Source organism: Gammaproteobacteria bacterium, from assembly GCA_037388465.1.
GTDB lineage: Bacteria > Pseudomonadota > Gammaproteobacteria > SpSt-1174 > SpSt-1174 > JARRKE01.
Genome location: JARRKE010000047.1, coordinates 1 through 15,395, shown reverse-complemented (window position 1 = coordinate 15,395; position 15,395 = coordinate 1). Strand labels below are relative to the sequence as shown.

General features: G+C 62.0%; 13 protein-coding genes and 1 tRNA gene. All 14 read right to left on the bottom strand.

The annotated features are described in order from the left end of the window. Window positions 1-120: GTP-binding protein (locus P8Y64_09795; GenBank protein MEJ2060762.1), on the bottom strand; the 120-nt coding region annotated here is incomplete at its 3' end. 36 nt (window positions 121-156) lie between these two features. Further along, on the bottom strand, window positions 157-2,256 hold the full coding sequence (fusA, locus tag P8Y64_09790; GenBank protein MEJ2060761.1) for an elongation factor G: 2,100 nt from the start codon (window positions 2,254-2,256) through the stop codon (window positions 157-159). A gap of 24 nt (window positions 2,257-2,280) precedes the next feature. Then, window positions 2,281-2,748, bottom strand: a complete 468-nt coding sequence (rpsG, locus tag P8Y64_09785) for a 30S ribosomal protein S7 (protein MEJ2060760.1) — start codon at window positions 2,746-2,748, stop codon at window positions 2,281-2,283. 37 nt (window positions 2,749-2,785) lie between these two features. Further along, the gene (gene rpsL / locus P8Y64_09780) at window positions 2,786-3,160 is read right to left on the bottom strand and encodes a 30S ribosomal protein S12 (protein ID MEJ2060759.1); all 375 of its coding nucleotides are present in this window, start codon (window positions 3,158-3,160) and stop codon (window positions 2,786-2,788) included. Window positions 3,161-3,272: 112 nt separating this feature from the next. Continuing rightward, a complete protein-coding gene (gene rpoC, locus P8Y64_09775) occupies window positions 3,273-7,493 on the bottom strand; it encodes a DNA-directed RNA polymerase subunit beta' (GenBank protein ID MEJ2060758.1) in 4,221 nt (1,406 codons plus the stop codon). Between the two features lie 47 nt (window positions 7,494-7,540). Further along, the gene (rpoB, locus tag P8Y64_09770; GenBank protein MEJ2060757.1) at window positions 7,541-11,620 is read right to left on the bottom strand and encodes a DNA-directed RNA polymerase subunit beta; all 4,080 of its coding nucleotides are present in this window, start codon (window positions 11,618-11,620) and stop codon (window positions 7,541-7,543) included. Between the two features lie 138 nt (window positions 11,621-11,758). Beyond that, window positions 11,759-12,139: a 50S ribosomal protein L7/L12 gene (gene rplL, locus P8Y64_09765; GenBank protein ID MEJ2060756.1), complete on the bottom strand. Its 381-nt coding sequence runs from the start codon at window positions 12,137-12,139 to the stop codon at window positions 11,759-11,761. A gap of 38 nt (window positions 12,140-12,177) precedes the next feature. Beyond that, entirely contained in the window at window positions 12,178-12,708 is a 531-nt protein-coding gene (rplJ, locus tag P8Y64_09760; GenBank protein MEJ2060755.1) for a 50S ribosomal protein L10, read from the bottom strand. A 265-nt stretch (window positions 12,709-12,973) separates the two neighbouring features. Continuing rightward, window positions 12,974-13,669, bottom strand: a complete 696-nt coding sequence (gene rplA / locus P8Y64_09755; protein MEJ2060754.1) for a 50S ribosomal protein L1 — start codon at window positions 13,667-13,669, stop codon at window positions 12,974-12,976. Beyond that, entirely contained in the window at window positions 13,669-14,103 is a 435-nt protein-coding gene (gene rplK / locus P8Y64_09750; GenBank protein MEJ2060753.1) for a 50S ribosomal protein L11, read from the bottom strand. Before rplK ends, rplA begins: the two co-directional genes overlap by 1 nt. A gap of 73 nt (window positions 14,104-14,176) precedes the next feature. Then, window positions 14,177-14,710, bottom strand: coding sequence for a transcription termination/antitermination protein NusG (gene nusG, locus P8Y64_09745; protein MEJ2060752.1), 534 nt, complete (start codon window positions 14,708-14,710; stop codon window positions 14,177-14,179). A 1-nt stretch (window position 14,711) separates the two neighbouring features. After that, window positions 14,712-15,092 (bottom strand): preprotein translocase subunit SecE, encoded by a 381-nt coding sequence (secE, locus tag P8Y64_09740; GenBank protein ID MEJ2060751.1) that lies wholly within the window; start codon window positions 15,090-15,092, stop codon window positions 14,712-14,714. A gap of 33 nt (window positions 15,093-15,125) precedes the next feature. Continuing rightward, a tRNA-Trp gene (locus P8Y64_09735) sits at window positions 15,126-15,201 on the bottom strand. A gap of 75 nt (window positions 15,202-15,276) precedes the next feature. Continuing rightward, window positions 15,277-15,395, bottom strand: a 119-nt coding sequence (locus tag P8Y64_09730) for an elongation factor Tu (protein MEJ2060750.1), incomplete at its 5' end; no start/stop codon positions are given.

Genomic DNA, 15,395 nt, shown 5'->3' with positions numbered 1-15,395 from the left:
AAACTTCTCCGACATCACCCGCGTGATCGCCGCCGTCAGCGTCGTCTTGCCGTGGTCAACGTGGCCTATCGTGCCTACGTTTACGTGCGGCTTCTTACGTTCGAATTTTTCCTTGGACACGCCTGATTACCTCAATCTCTCTAAATTAAGTGTTCGTTAGGAAGCCTTCTTGATCACGGCGTCGGCCACGCTGGAGGGCGCCTCGGCATACTTGCCGAACTCCATGGAATACGTGGCGCGACCCTGCGTCGCAGAACGCAGATCCGTCGCATAGCCGAACATCTCGGCCAGCGGCACCTCGGCGCGAATCACCTTGCCGGAGGGGGAATCCTCCATGCCCTGCACCAGGCCGCGGCGGCGGTTCAGATCGCCCATCACGTCACCCATGTACTCTTCGGGCGTCACGACCTCGACCTTCATGACCGGCTCAAGCAGGACCGGATCGGCCTTGAGCGCACCTTCCTTAATCGCCATAGAACCGGCGATCTTGAAGGCCATTTCGGACGAGTCGACGTCGTGGTACGAACCGTCGTACAGGGTGGCCTTCACGTCGATCATCGGGAAGCCGGCGAGCACACCGTTCTCCAGCTGCTCTTCGACGCCCTTGCCGACCGCGGGGATGTATTCCCTGGGCACCACACCGCCGACGATGGCGTTTTCGAACTGGAAGCCCTCGCCACGCTCAAGCGGCTCGAGGCGCAGCCAGACATGGCCGTACTGACCGCGACCGCCGGACTGGCGCACGAACTTGCCTTCCTGCTCTACCGTCTTGCGGATCGCTTCGCGGTAGGCCACCTGCGGGGCACCCACGTTGGCTTCGACCTTGAACTCGCGCTTCATGCGGTCGACGATGATCTCCAGGTGCAGTTCGCCCATACCGGAAATAATCGTCTGGCCGGACTCCTCGTCGGTGTGCACGCGGAACGAGGGGTCTTCCTGCGCCAGCTTCTGCAGGGCGATGCCCATCTTCTCCTGGTCACCCTTGGTCTTGGGCTCCACCGCGACGGAGATCACCGGCTCGGGGAACTCCATGCGCTCCAGGGTGATGACGTTGTTCAGGTCGCACAGGGTGTCGCCCGTGGTCACGTCCTTCAGACCGACCGCAGCCGCGATATCACCGGCGCGCACCTCCTTGAGCTCCTCACGGGAGTTGGCGTGCATCTGCAGGATACGGCCGACGCGCTCCTTCTTGCCCTTGACCGGGTTGTAGACGGTGTCGCCGGACGAGATGACGCCGGAGTAGACACGGAAGAAGGTCAGGCTGCCGACATAGGGGTCGGTCGCGATCTTGAACGCCAGCGCGGCAAAAGGCTCGTCGTCGCTGGAGTGGCGCTCGGCAACGGTCTCGTCCGCATCATCCAGATGGCCCTTGATGGCCAGCACGTCGACCGGCGACGGCATGAAATAGATGATCGAGTCCAGCATGGCCTGGACGCCCTTGTTCTTGAAGGCGGAGCCGCACATCGCCGGCACAACCTCGTTGGCCAGGGTACGGGTACGCAGACCCTCGCGGATCTCTTCCTCGCTCAGGTCGCCTTCCTCGAGGTACTTCTCCATCAACTCTTCGGAGGCCTCGGCGACAGCCTCAAGCATGGTCTCACGCCAGGTCTGGCATTCATCGGCCATCTCGGCGGGAATGTCCTTGGCCTCATAGGTCATGCCCATGTCGGCCTCGTTCCAGTAGATCGCCTTCATGCGAATCAGGTCGACCACGCCCTGGAAATTGTCTTCGGCGCCGATCGGCAACTGGATCGGCACCGGGTTGGCACCCAGGCGGGTCTTGATCTGATCGATCACGCGCAGGAAGTTGGCGCCGGCACGGTCCATCTTGTTGACGAACGCCATACGCGGCACCTGGTACTTATTGGCCTGGCGCCAGACGGTCTCGGACTGCGGCTCGACACCACCCACGGCACAGAACACGGCCACGGCACCGTCGAGGACGCGCAGCGAGCGCTCCACCTCGATGGTGAAGTCGACGTGTCCGGGCGTATCGATGATGTTGATACGATTCTGCGGGAACTGCTGGTCCATACCCTGCCAGAAGCAGGTCGTGGCCGCGGAGGTGATCGTAATACCACGCTCCTGCTCCTGCTCCATCCAGTCCATGACGGCGGCACCATCGTGCACCTCACCGATCTTATGGGAAACACCGGTATAGAACAGAATGCGCTCGGTCGTCGTGGTCTTGCCGGCATCGATGTGAGCCATGATGCCGATGTTGCGATAGCGCTCAATAGGGGTTTTGCGGGCCACAGTAAATTACCTGAAATGTAGTGGTTACCAGCGGAAATGCGCAAAGGCCTTGTTGGCCTCCGCCATGCGATGCGTGTCTTCACGCTTCTTGACGGCCGTGCCGCGGCTTTCGGCCGCATCCATCAGCTCACCGGCCAGCTTCAACGCCATGGATTTCTCACCGCGCTTGCGGGCGGCTTCGACAATCCAGCGCATGGCCAGCGCGTTCTGGCGCGAGGAACGGACCTCGACCGGCACCTGGTAGGTGGCACCGCCGACACGACGCGACTTGACCTCGACCATGGGGCGCACGTTCTCCAGGGCCTGATCCAGGACCTGCATGCCGTCACCCTTCTTTTCGCCGATCTGGTCCAGGGCATCGTAGACGATGTTTTCGGCCACGGACTTCTTGCCGCTGCGCATGATGGTATTGATGAACTTGGCCAGCAGATCGCTCCCGAACTTGGGATCGGGCAGCACCTGACGCTTGGCGATTTCTCTCTTTCTAGGCATATGGGTTTACCTGATAAATGCTTTTCGTATCCTAAGATCAGGCCTTCGGGCGCTTGGCGCCGTACTTGGAACGAGCCTGCTTGCGGTTCTGCACGCCCTGCGTGTCCAGACTGCCGCGCACGGTGTGATAACGCACACCCGGCAGATCCTTCACACGACCGCCGCGGATCAGCACCACCGAGTGCTCCTGGAGGTTATGACCTTCACCGCCGATGTAGCTGGAAACCTCGTAACCGTTGGTCAGACGCACACGCGCAACCTTCCGCATCGCCGAATTCGGCTTCTTCGGAGTGGTCGTATACACGCGCGTACACACGCCGCGCTTCTGGGGACTGGCCTCCAGCGCGGGCACGTTGGTCTTGGCCTTTTTGGTCTTGCGAGGCTTGCGAACCAGCTGATTGATCGTTGCCATCTTAAGGTTTTCTCCTACCCTAAAAAGTACGACAGGCCCTGGCATGGGCCTGTCGGGGGACGCGAATTCTAGGTATATGGCCCTTCCCTGTCAAGGGAAAGGCCATTTTCACTCACTCCTCGGACGTGCCTGCCCCTTCCTCGACCGGCTCGGCGGTCTCGGGTTCGGCCTCTGCCGCACCTTCCCCCGGCAGGGTCAGGTCCAGCATCTCGCCTGCACGATGGCGCCGACGCTCGTTGTGGTAGGCGAGCCCGGTGCCGGCGGGGATCAGACGGCCGACAATGACGTTCTCCTTCAGGCCGCGCAGGTCGTCCCGGGCGCCGCGGGTGGCGGCGTCGGTGAGCACGCGGGTAGTCTCCTGGAAGGAGGCCGCGGAGATGAACGATTCGGTGACGAGCGAGGCCTTGGTGATACCCAGCAGCATCAGATCGTACTTGGCCGGCAGCTTGTCGCCCTCGGCCATCTTCTCGTTCTCCTCCAGTACCCGGGCGCGCTCCACCTGCTCCCCCTTGAGGAACTTGGTCTCGCCGGACTCGGTGATCTCGACCTTGCGCATCATCTGGCGAATGATCACCTCGATGTGCTTGTCGTTGATCTTCACGCCCTGCAGGCGGTAAACGTCCTGGATCTCCTTGACGAGGTACTCCGCCAGCGCGGTCGGCCCCAGCAGGCGCAGGATGTCCTGCGGACTCGGCTCGCCTTCGACAACGACCTCGCCCTTCTCGACGTGCTCACCTTCGAACACGTTGATGTGGCGCCACTTCGGAATCAGCTCCTCGTAGGTATCGCCGTTCTCGTCGGTGATGACCAGACGCTGCTTGCCCTTGGTCTCCTTGCCGAACGAGATGGTGCCGGTACGCTCCGCGAGGATCGCCGCCTCCTTGGGCTTGCGCGCCTCGAACAGGTCCGCGACGCGCGGCAGACCGCCGGTGATGTCGCGGGTCTTGGAGCTTTCCTGCGGGATACGGGCCACAACGTCACCGACCTTCACCTCGGCACCGTCTTCCAGGGCCACCAGGGCCCCCGGCGGCAGCGCATAGTGCGCCGGGATTTCCGTGCCGGCCAGCATCAGGTCCTTACCCTTGGCGTCGAGCAGCTTCACCATCGGACGCATGTCCTTGCCGGCGGAACCACGCGATTTCGGGTCATTCACGACCAGCGAGGACAGGCCGGTGATCTCGTCGGTCTGGCGCGTGATGGTCACGCCCTCGACGAAATCGGTGAATTTGATGCGCCCCGCCACCTCGGTGATGATCGGGTGGGTGTGCGGATCCCAGGAAGCCACTTCCTGACCGGCGACCACCTTCTCGCCATCCTCGACCGAGATGACCGCACCGTAGGGCACCTTGTAGCGCTCTTTTTCACGCCCCTGCTCGTCGACCAGGCCGATTTCACCGGAACGCGAGACCGCCACCAGGTTGTTGTTGCGGTTGCTCACGGTCTTGATGTTGTGCAAACGCACGGTACCCGCGGCCTTCACGGCGATGTTGCTGGCCGCCGCCGAACGGCTGGCCGCGCCACCGATGTGGAAGGTACGCATGGTGAGCTGGGTGCCCGGCTCACCGATGGACTGGGCTGCGATGACACCCACCGCCTCGCCCATGTTGACCTTGTGGCCACGCGCCAGGTCGCGGCCGTAGCAGGCCGAGCAGGTCCCGTAGCGGGTGTCACAGGTGATGACGGAACGCACCATCACCTCATCCACACCCAGGTCCTCCAAGCGGTCGCACCACTCCTCGTCCAACAGGGTGCCGGCCGGGATCAGCACCTTCTTGCCGTCGGCGGAAAGAGCATCTTCGGCCAACACGCGGCCCAGGACGCGCTCGCGCAGCGGCTCGACGACGTCGCCGCCTTCGATAATGGGCTTCATCAGGATGCCGGAGCTGGTACCGCAGTCGTCCTCGGTGATCACCAGATCCTGCGCCACATCGACCAGGCGACGGGTCAGGTAACCCGAGTTCGCGGTCTTCAACGCCGTATCGGCCAGACCCTTACGGGCGCCGTGGGTGGAGATGAAGTACTGCAGAACGTTCAGACCCTCGCGGAAGTTCGCGGTAATCGGGGTCTCGATGATCGAGCCGTCCGGCTTGGCCATCAGGCCGCGCATACCGGCCAGCTGGCGGATCTGCGCGGCGGAACCACGCGCGCCGGAATCGGCCATCATGAAGATGGAATTGAACGACGGCTGCTTGGCGACCTTGCCTTCGGCATTGGTCACCTCGTCGGTGCCGAGCTTTTCCATCATGGCCTTGGCCACCTGCTCGTTGGTACGCGACCAGATGTCGACCACCTTGTTGTAGCGCTCGCCCTTGGTGACCAGACCGGAGGCGTACTGCTCCTCGATCTCCTTCACCTCGGCCTCGGCCGAAGCCAGGATCGGGGTCTTCTCCTCGGGGATGACCATGTCGTCCTTGCCGAACGAGGTGCCGGAACGGGTGGCGTAGCGGAAACCGGTATACATCAACTGGTCCGCGAAGATCACCGCCTCCTTGAGGCCGACCTGGCGATAGGCCACGCCGATCAGCTTGGAAATGGCCTTCTTGCCCAGATCGCGGTTGATGAAGTCGAACGACAGCCCCTTGGGCAGGATATCCGACAGCATCGCACGTCCGACGGTGGTGTCCACGCGCCGGATCACGGGCTCCAATTCGCCCGCCTCGTTCAGCGTCCATTCCTTCACACGGACCTGAACCTTGGCGTGCAGGTCGACATGACCGACCTCATAGGCGCGGCGCGCCTCATTCACGTCGGCGAAGACCATGCCCTCACCGGGAGCATTGATCCGCTCACGGGTCATGTAATACAGGCCGAGCACGATATCCTGGGAAGGCACGATGATCGGCTCGCCGTGGGCCGGCGAAAGCACGTTGTTGGTGGACATCATCAGCGCACGCGCCTCGAGCTGCGCCTCGATGGACAGCGGTACGTGCACCGCCATCTGGTCACCGTCGAAGTCGGCGTTGAACGCGGCGCAGACCAGCGGATGCAGCTGAATGGCCTTGCCCTCGATCAGCACCGGCTCGAAGGCCTGGATACCCAGACGATGCAGGGTCGGCGCACGGTTCAGCATCACGGGATGCTCGCGGATCACCTCCTCGAGTACGTCCCAGACCTCGGCGCCTTCCTTCTCGACCAGCTTCTTGGCCATCTTGATGGTGGAGGCCAGCCCGCGGCGCAGCAGCTTGCCGAAGATGAACGGCTTGAACAGCTCCAGCGCCATCTTCTTGGGCAGACCGCACAGGAGCAGGCGCAGGGTCGGGCCGACCACGATCACGGAACGGCCGGAGTAGTCGACGCGCTTGCCTAGCAGGTTCTGGCGGAAACGCCCCTGCTTACCCTTGATCATGTCGGCCAGCGACTTCAGCGGGCGCTTGTTGGAGCCGGTGATGGCGCGGCCGCGGCGACCGTTGTCGAGCAGGGCGTCCACCGCTTCCTGCAGCATGCGCTTCTCGTTGCGCACGATGATGTCGGGCGCGTTCAGCTCCAGCAGGCGCTTGAGGCGGTTGTTACGGTTGATGACCCGGCGGTACAGATCGTTCAGGTCGGAGGTCGCGAAACGGCCGCCGTCCAGGGGCACCAGCGGACGCAGGTCCGGCGGCAGCACCGGCAGCACGGTCAGGATCATCCACTCCGGCTTGTTGCCGGACTCGATGAAGGACTCGATCAGCTTGAGGCGCTTGGCCAGCCGCTTGAGCTTGGTCTCGGAATTGGTGCTGTCGATCTCCTCGCGCAGGCGGCGTGCCTCGCCCTCCATGTCGATCTGCCGCAGCAGTTCGAACACGGCCTCGGCACCCATGCGGGCATCGAACTCGTCGCCGTGCTCCTCGAGCGCCTCCAGGTACATCTCGTCTGACAGCAGCTGACCCCGCTCCAGGGTGGTCATGCCGGGGTCGATGACGACGAAGGCCTCGAAATACAGCACGCGCTCGATCTCGCGCAGCGTCATGTCGAGCAACAGGCCGATGCGGGAAGGCAGCGACTTCAGGAACCAGATATGAGCCACCGGGCTGGCCAGCTCGATATGGCCCATACGCTCGCGGCGCACCTTGGCCTGGGTCACTTCGACGCCGCACTTCTCGCACACCACACCGCGGTGCTTGAGACGCTTGTACTTGCCGCACAGGCACTCGTAGTCCTTCACCGGCCCGAAGATCTTGGCGCAGAACAGGCCGTCGCGCTCGGGCTTGAAGGTCCGGTAGTTGATCGTCTCCGGCTTTTTGACTTCGCCATAAGACCAGGAACGGATCATTTCCGGGGAGGCCAGAGCGATGCGGATGGCATCGAAGTCCTGGCTCTGGGTCTGCTGTTTAAAGAGATTGAGTAGATCTTTCATCTCACGTCCACCTCGAATTCTGGGGAATCACACTCCGGTCCACAGGCTCAGTCCTGTTCCAGCTCGATATTGATACCCAACGAACGGATTTCCTTCATCAACACGTTGAAGGATTCGGGCATATTGGCCTCCATGCGGTGATCCCCGTCCACAATGTTCTTGTACATCTTGTTGCGACCCTGCACGTCGTCGGACTTGACCGTCAGCATCTCCTGCAACGTATAGGCGGAACCGTAGGCTTCCAGCGCCCACACCTCCATCTCACCGAAGCGTTGGCCACCGAACTGGGCCTTACCGCCCAGCGGCTGCTGGGTGACGAGGCTGTACGGGCCGGTGGAACGGGCGTGCATCTTGTCGTCCACCAGATGGTTGAGCTTCAGCATGTGCATGTAACCGACGGTGACGGGGCGCTCGAACGAATCGCCGGTGCGTCCGTCGTACAGATGGGTCTGCCCGCTTTCCGGCAGGTCCGCCAGACGCAGCATGGCGCAGATTTCCTCTTCGCTCGCACCGTCAAACACCGGGGTCGCCATCGGCACGCCCGCCGTCAGGTTGCGTGCCAGCTCCAGCATCTCGTCTTCACTCAACGCGCTGAGATCGGTCTTGCGCACCGCGCCCTCGTTGTACACCGCCTCGAGGAACTTGCGGACCTCCTCGATCTTGGTGTGGGCCTCCAGCATGCGGCCGACCTTGTGGCCCAGGCCCTTGGCGGCCCAACCGAGGTGCGTCTCAAGCACCTGACCGACGTTCATACGCGAGGGCACGCCGAGCGGGTTGAGGACGATATCCACGGGGGTACCGTCGTCCATGAAGGGCATGTCCTCTTCGGGCACGATCATGGAAACCACACCCTTGTTACCGTGGCGGCCGGCCATCTTGTCGCCCGGCTGCATACGGCGCTTCACGGCCAGGTAGACCTTGACCATTTTCAGCACGCCGGGAGCGAGGTCGTCACCCTGGGCGATCTTCTGCTTGTACTCCTTGAGCCGCTCCTCGAATTCCTTGGCCTGGATTTCGAGCTGCTGCGCGAGAGCCTCCAGCTGCTCGTTGACCTCGTCGTTGCGCATGCGGACCTCGAACCACTTCTGACGGTCCAGGTCGGTCAGGTAGCTTTTGGTCACCTTACTGCCGGCGGCCAGCTTATTCGGGCCACCCTCGGCAACCTTGCCAACCAGCAGCTTTTCGACGCGATCGTAGATATCGTCCTCGTAGATGCGCAGCTGATCCTTGAGGTCCTTGCGCACCCGTTCCAGCTCGGCCTCTTCGATGGCCAGCGCACGCTTGTCCTTCTCGACGCCGTCGCGCGTGAACACGCGCACGTCGATGACGGTGCCTTCCATGCCGGAGGGCACGCGCAGCGAGGTGTCCTTCACGTCCGACGCCTTCTCACCAAAGATGGCGCGCAGCAGCTTCTCTTCCGGGGTCAGCTGGGTTTCGCCCTTCGGCGTCACCTTGCCGACTAGGATGTCTCCCGGCTTCACCTCAGCACCGATGTACACGATGCCCGACTCGTCCAGCTTGGAAAGCAGGCTTTCGCTGACGTTGGGAATATCCGCAGAGATCTCTTCGGCACCCAGCTTGGTGTCGCGCGCGACACAGGTCAGCTCCTCGATATGGATCGAGGTGAAGCGGTCCTCGCGGACCACACGCTCGGAGATGAGGATGGAATCCTCGAAGTTGTAGCCGTTCCAGGGCATGAATGCGACCAGCATGTTCTGCCCCAGGGCCAGTTCACCCATGTCGGTGGAGGAACCGTCTGCCAGCACGTCGCCGCGTGCGATCTGGTCACCCACCTTGACCAGCGGCCGCTGGTTGATGCAGGTGTTCTGGTTGGAACGGGTGTACTTGGTGAGGTTGTAGATATCCACACCCGGCTCGCCCGCGTGGGTTTCATCGTCGTTCACGCGCACCACGACACGGGCAGCGTCGACGGAATCGACCGTGCCGCCGCGACGTGCGCACACCGTGGAACCGGAGTCCACCGCCACCACGCGCTCGATACCGGTACCCACCAGCGGTTTCTCGGAACGCAGGCAGGGCACGGCCTGGCGCTGCATGTTGGAACCCATGAGCGCGCGGTTGGCGTCGTCATGCTCGAGGAACGGGATCAGCGAGGCGGCCACCGACACGATCTGCTTCGGCGACACGTCCATGTACTGGACCTTTTCACGCGGCGCGAGCATGAACTCGTTCTGGTGACGACAGGAGATCAGGTCATCGACCAATGCGCCTTTCGCATCCAGGGTCGCGTTCGCCTGCGCGATGGTGTACTGCCCTTCCTCGATCGCCGACAGGTAATCGATCTGCTCGGTCACCTTGCCGTCAACCACCTTGCGGTAGGGGGTCTCGAGGAATCCGTATGCGTTGGTACGGGCATAAACCGCCAGCGAGTTGATCAGACCGATGTTCGGGCCTTCAGGGGTCTCGATCGGGCATACGCGGCCGTAGTGGGTCGGATGCACGTCGCGCACCTCAAAACCGGCGCGCTCACGGGTCAGACCGCCCGGACCCAGCGCCGAAATACGCCGCTTGTGGGTCACCTCGGACAGCGGGTTGTTCTGGTCCATGAACTGGGACAGCTGGGAGGAGCCGAAGAACTCCTTCACCGCCGCCGCCACCGGCTTGGCGTTGATCAGTTCCTGCGGCATCAGGCCTTCGCTTTCGGCGACGGTCAGGCGTTCCTTGACCGCGCGTTCGACGCGCACCAGTCCGACACGGAACACGTTCTCCGCCATCTCACCGACGCTGCGCACACGGCGATTGCCGAGATGGTCGATATCGTCGACCACGCCATTGCCGTTGCGGATATCGAGCAGCGTATGCAGCACGGCCTGGATGTCCTCGTTGGTGAGGGTGCCCGGACCGGTCAGCTCTTCACGCCCGACGCGGCGGTTGAACTTCATGCGTCCCACCGGCGACAGGTCGTACCGCTCTTCGTTGAAGAACAGGTTTTCGAACAGGTTCTGAGCGGCCTCCTTGGTAGGCGGCTCGCCGGGACGCATCATGCGGTAGATCTCGACCTGCGCCTCGAGCTGGGTCTTGGTCGTGTCGGCACGCAGGGTGTCCGACATGTACGGACCGCGATCCAGGTCGTTGGTGTACAGGACACGGAATTCCTTCACCCCGGCCTGCTGAATCTTGTGCAGCAGTTCCTCGGTGATTTCGTCGTTGACGTTGGCGACCAGCTCGCCGGTGTCGGTGTCGACCAGGCTCTGGGCCACCACCTTGCCAATCAGGTATTCGTCAGGGATGGCAAGCGTCTTGACGTTGGCGCTTTCGAGTTCGCGGATGTGGCGTGCGGTAATGCGACGGCCGGTCTCCACCAGCACCTTGCCCTTGACCGAGATGTCGAAGGTGGCGGTCTCGCCGCGCAGGCGCTCGGGGATCAGGTCCAGCTCGTAACCGTTCTTGCCACGACGAACGATATTGGTATCGAAGAACTGCTCGATGATCTGCTCGTCGTCATAACCGAGTGCGTGCAGCAGCACGGTGGCCGGCAGCTTGCGGCGCCGGTCGATACGCACGTACACCAGATCCTTGGGATCGAATTCGAAATCCAGCCAGGAACCACGGTAAGGAATGACCCGCGCATTGAACAGCAGTTTGCCGGACGAATGGGTCTTGCCCTTATCGTGGTCGAAGAACACACCCGGCGAACGGTGCAGCTGGGAAACGATGACGCGCTCGGTACCGTTGACGACGAAGGTGCCGTGTTCGGTCATGAGCGGCATCTCGCCCAGATAGACCTCCTGCTCCTTGATGTCCTTGACGACCTGGGTGCCCGCCGGGGCCTCCTTGTCGTAAATCACCAGGCGCAGCACCACGCGCAGGGGCGCGGCGTAGGTCAGGCCCCGCAGCAGACACTCCTTGACGTCGAAGATCGGCTGACCGAGGCGATAGCTCACGTATTCGAGATGCACGTGCCCCGAATAGCTGACGATCGGGAATACGGACTTGAAGGCACCATGAAGCCCGAGATCGGCACGCGCCTCGGGGGCATGGTCATTCTGGAGGAACTGGCGGTAGGATTCGACCTGGATCGAGAGCAGATCCGGGACCTCCAGTATCTGTGGACGCTTGCCGAAATCCTTTCGAATCCGCTTTTTCTCTGTAAAACTGTAGGCCATTGTCTTTCCTCTCACAGAACCAACTCGCTACGCACACCGCAAACCAGGTACAAAAAATCAAGCAGCAAAAGGCCGGCGATGCGGCATCGCCAGCCTTTCACTCAGTACAACAAACCAGCCTTTGACAACAGAGGCAGCTTACTTAAGCTCGACCTTGGCGCCGGCTTCCTCAAGCTGCTTCTTGATGTCTTCGGCCTCATCCTTGGACGCGCCTTCCTTAACGGTGGAAGGTGCACCCTCAACCATTTCCTTGGCCTCCTTCAGGCCCAGACCGGTGATGGTGCGGACCACCTTGATGACGCCCACCTTGTTGTCGCCGAAGCTGGACATGACAACGTCGAAGCTGTCCTTCTCTTCGGCGGCGGCGGCTTCACCGCCACCGGCAGCCATCGGTGCCGCGGCCACAGCAGCGGCAGCGGAAACGCCGAACTTCTCTTCCATCGCGGAGATCAGATCGACGACCTCCATCACGGTCATATTGGAAATCGCTTCCAAGATATCTTCTTTGGACACAGCCATGGTATTACTCCTGTCAATTCCGAGTCATGAAATCAAAATCAAGCAGTCGCCTGCTTCTGGTCGCGGACTGCTGCGACGGTGCGAACCAGCTTGCCGGGCACCTCGTTGACGGTACGGGCAAACTTCTCGATCGGGGCCTTCATCACGGCCATGAGCAGGCTCAGTGCCTGATCACGGGTCGGCAGGCTGGCAAGGCGTTCCAGCTCGGATGCAGCGAACATCTGTCCGCCGATCGAAACCAGCTTTACCTTGAGCGCCTCGTTCTCCTTGACGAAGTCCTTGATCACCCGCGCTGCCGCACCAGGATCTTCCTGGGAAAACGCGTACAACAGCGGGCCGACCATCCCTTCGCTCATGCATTCGAAGTCAGTACCTTCGACTGCACGACGCGCAAGGGTGTTCTTCACCACACGCATATAAACGCCACCGTCACGCGCCTTGGCACGCAGTTCGGTCAGCGCCTCCACACTCAAGCCGCGGTATTCAGCCGCAACTGCCGAGTGTGCATTAGCAGCCACCGCGGCCACTTCAGAGACAACCTGCTTTTTGTCTTCCAACGTGAGTGCCACAGTTAACTACCTCCTGGTTCGATGGGGGTTACCACCACCGTATTACTCCAGCCGCCCATCTGGACGGCCTCCGAACGGCTCCCCCGCACCAGGCATTCCTGACTCGGGTTGCACCGTCTGCGCAGGCCGGGAAATCCCGTTTATGTGTCACCACACCTGCGGTCTTGGACGATTTGCATCCTTGCACATCCCAGGCCTGACGGCCCCGGGGCTCGGCCTGAGCCCCGCCGGCCGCCCGAAGACGGCCGAATTCCTTAACTCAGCCTCAGAACGAGAGGCTGGTCTGGTCCAGCGAGATGCCCGGCCCCATGGTCGTGGAGACGGTCACCTTTTTCATATAGACACCCTTGGCCGAGGCGGGTTTCGCCTTGGTCAGGTCGGCGAGCAGCGCGTTGAGGTTCTCCTCCAGCGCCTTGGGCTCGAAGCCCACCTTGCCGATCGTGCAATGGATGATGCCGGCCTTGTCGGTCCGGTAACGCACCTGACCCGCCTTGGCGTTGTTCACCGCGGTCGCCACATCAGGGGTCACGGTGCCCACCTTGGGGTTCGGCATCAGCCCGCGCGGCCCCAGAATCTGGCCCAGCTGGCCGACGACGCGCATCGCGTCCGGAGAGGCGATGACCACGTCGAAATCCATGCGCCCGCCCTTTACTTCTTCGGCGAGATCCTCGAAGCCGACCACGTCCGCACCGGCCGCTTTGGCGGCATCAGCCGCCGCGCCCTGGGCGAAGACCGCCACACGCACGCTCTTGCCCGTGCCGTGGGGCAGCACCGTCGACCCGCGCACGACCTGATCCGATTTGCGGGGATCGACGCCGAGATTCACGGCGACGTCCACCGCCTCCGCGAACTTCACGGTCGACAGATCCTTGAGCAGGGTGAAGGCCTCGGTGGCCGGATAGAGCCTGCCGCGCTCCAGCTTTTCGTTGATCAGCTTCTGACGTTTGCTCAGGCGTGCCATTACTCGACCCCCTCCACTTCAAGACCCATGCTGCGCGCACTGCCGGCGATGGTCCGCACGGCAGCATCCATATCGGCAGCGGTCAGATCGGGCATCTTGGTCTTGGCGATTTCTTCCAGTTGCGCGCGATTCACCTTGCCCACCTTATTGGTGTTCGGGGTGCCGCTGCCCTTCGGGATGCCGGCCGCCTTCTTGAGCAGCACGGCCGCCGGCGGGGTCTTCATAATGAAGGTGAAACTACGGTCATTGTAGACCGTAATCACCACCGGAATCGGCAGACCCTGCTCAATGCCCTGACTCTGGGCATTGAAGGCCTTACAGAACTCCATGATGTTCACACCGTGCTGACCCAGCGCCGGGCCAACGGGCGGACTGGGATTCGCCTGGCCTGCAGGGACCTGCAACTTGATATACGCCTGAATCTTCTTTGCCATGATTTCACTCCAACGGGTGCAAGCGCCTCTCGGCTCCCCGGTTGTTTAACTTGCGGCCTTGGTGAGCCGCCCGTCAGGCCTTTTCGACCTGGTGGAACTCGAGCTCCACCGGCGTCGAACGACCGAAAATCTGTACCGCCACCAGCAGGCGGCTCTTGTCGTAATTGACCTCTTCGACAACGCCATTGAAGTCGTTGAAGGGGCCATCGGTGACACGCACCACTTCGCCCACCTCGAACAGGACCTTGGGCCGGGGGCGCTCGACGCCTTCCTGAATGCGGTGCAGGATCGCGTCGGCCTCCTTGTCGCTGATGGGCGCAGGCTTGTCGCTGGTGCCGCCGATGAAACCGAGCACCTTGGGCGCCTCCTTGACCAGATGCCAGGAGTCGTCACCCATCTCCATCTGCACCAGCACATAGCCAGGGAAAAACTTGCGCTCACTGCGCCGTTTCTGCCCTTCCTTCATCTCCACCACTTCTTCGGTGGGGACCAGAATCTGACCGAACTTATCCTCCATGTGAAAACGCTTGATACGCTCCTCGAGCGAACGTTTCACCTGGTTTTCAAAGCCCGAATAGGCGTGCACAACGTACCAACGCAGCGCCACATCAACCTCCATGATGAATCAGGAACTGCACCGCCCAGCCGAGGAACATATCCAACAGCCAAAGGAACAGCCCAAGTACCAGCACCATCCCGATTACGACCAGGGTGGTCTGGGTGGTTTCAGTCCGGGTCGGCCAGACGACCTTGCGCACCTCGGTACGCGAGTCCTGCAGGAAGCCCAGCAACAGGCGCCCCCGCATGGTCGTGGCGCCGATGCCGAGTGCGACCGCCGTCACCCCCAGCAAACCGAGCACGCGATACAGCAGGGAGGCCTCGGCGTAGTAATAAAAACCACCAATGGCGACCAGCAACAGCAGCACCGCCACCGCAAGTTTTACGGTATCGAATGCCGAACCCTGTTCGTTTTGTTTAGCTGCCGCCATGATGTATTACCTAGTTTGCCGCCTAACGTGAGGTGGCAGGCCAGGAGGGACTTGAACCCCCAACCTGCGGTTTTGGAGACCGCTGCTCTGCCAATTGAGCTACTGGCCTAGACCGTTACCCTGAAACGCGAAAGAACGGTGGGTCGCCCCACCGTCCTTCCAACTGACCATAAGACGCCCGAGATTACTCAATAATCTTGGACACCACGCCGGCGCCGACGGTGCGGCCGCCCTCGCGGATTGCGAAGCGCAGACCTTCTTCCATGGCGATCGGGTTGATCAGGCTCACCGTGATCTTCACGT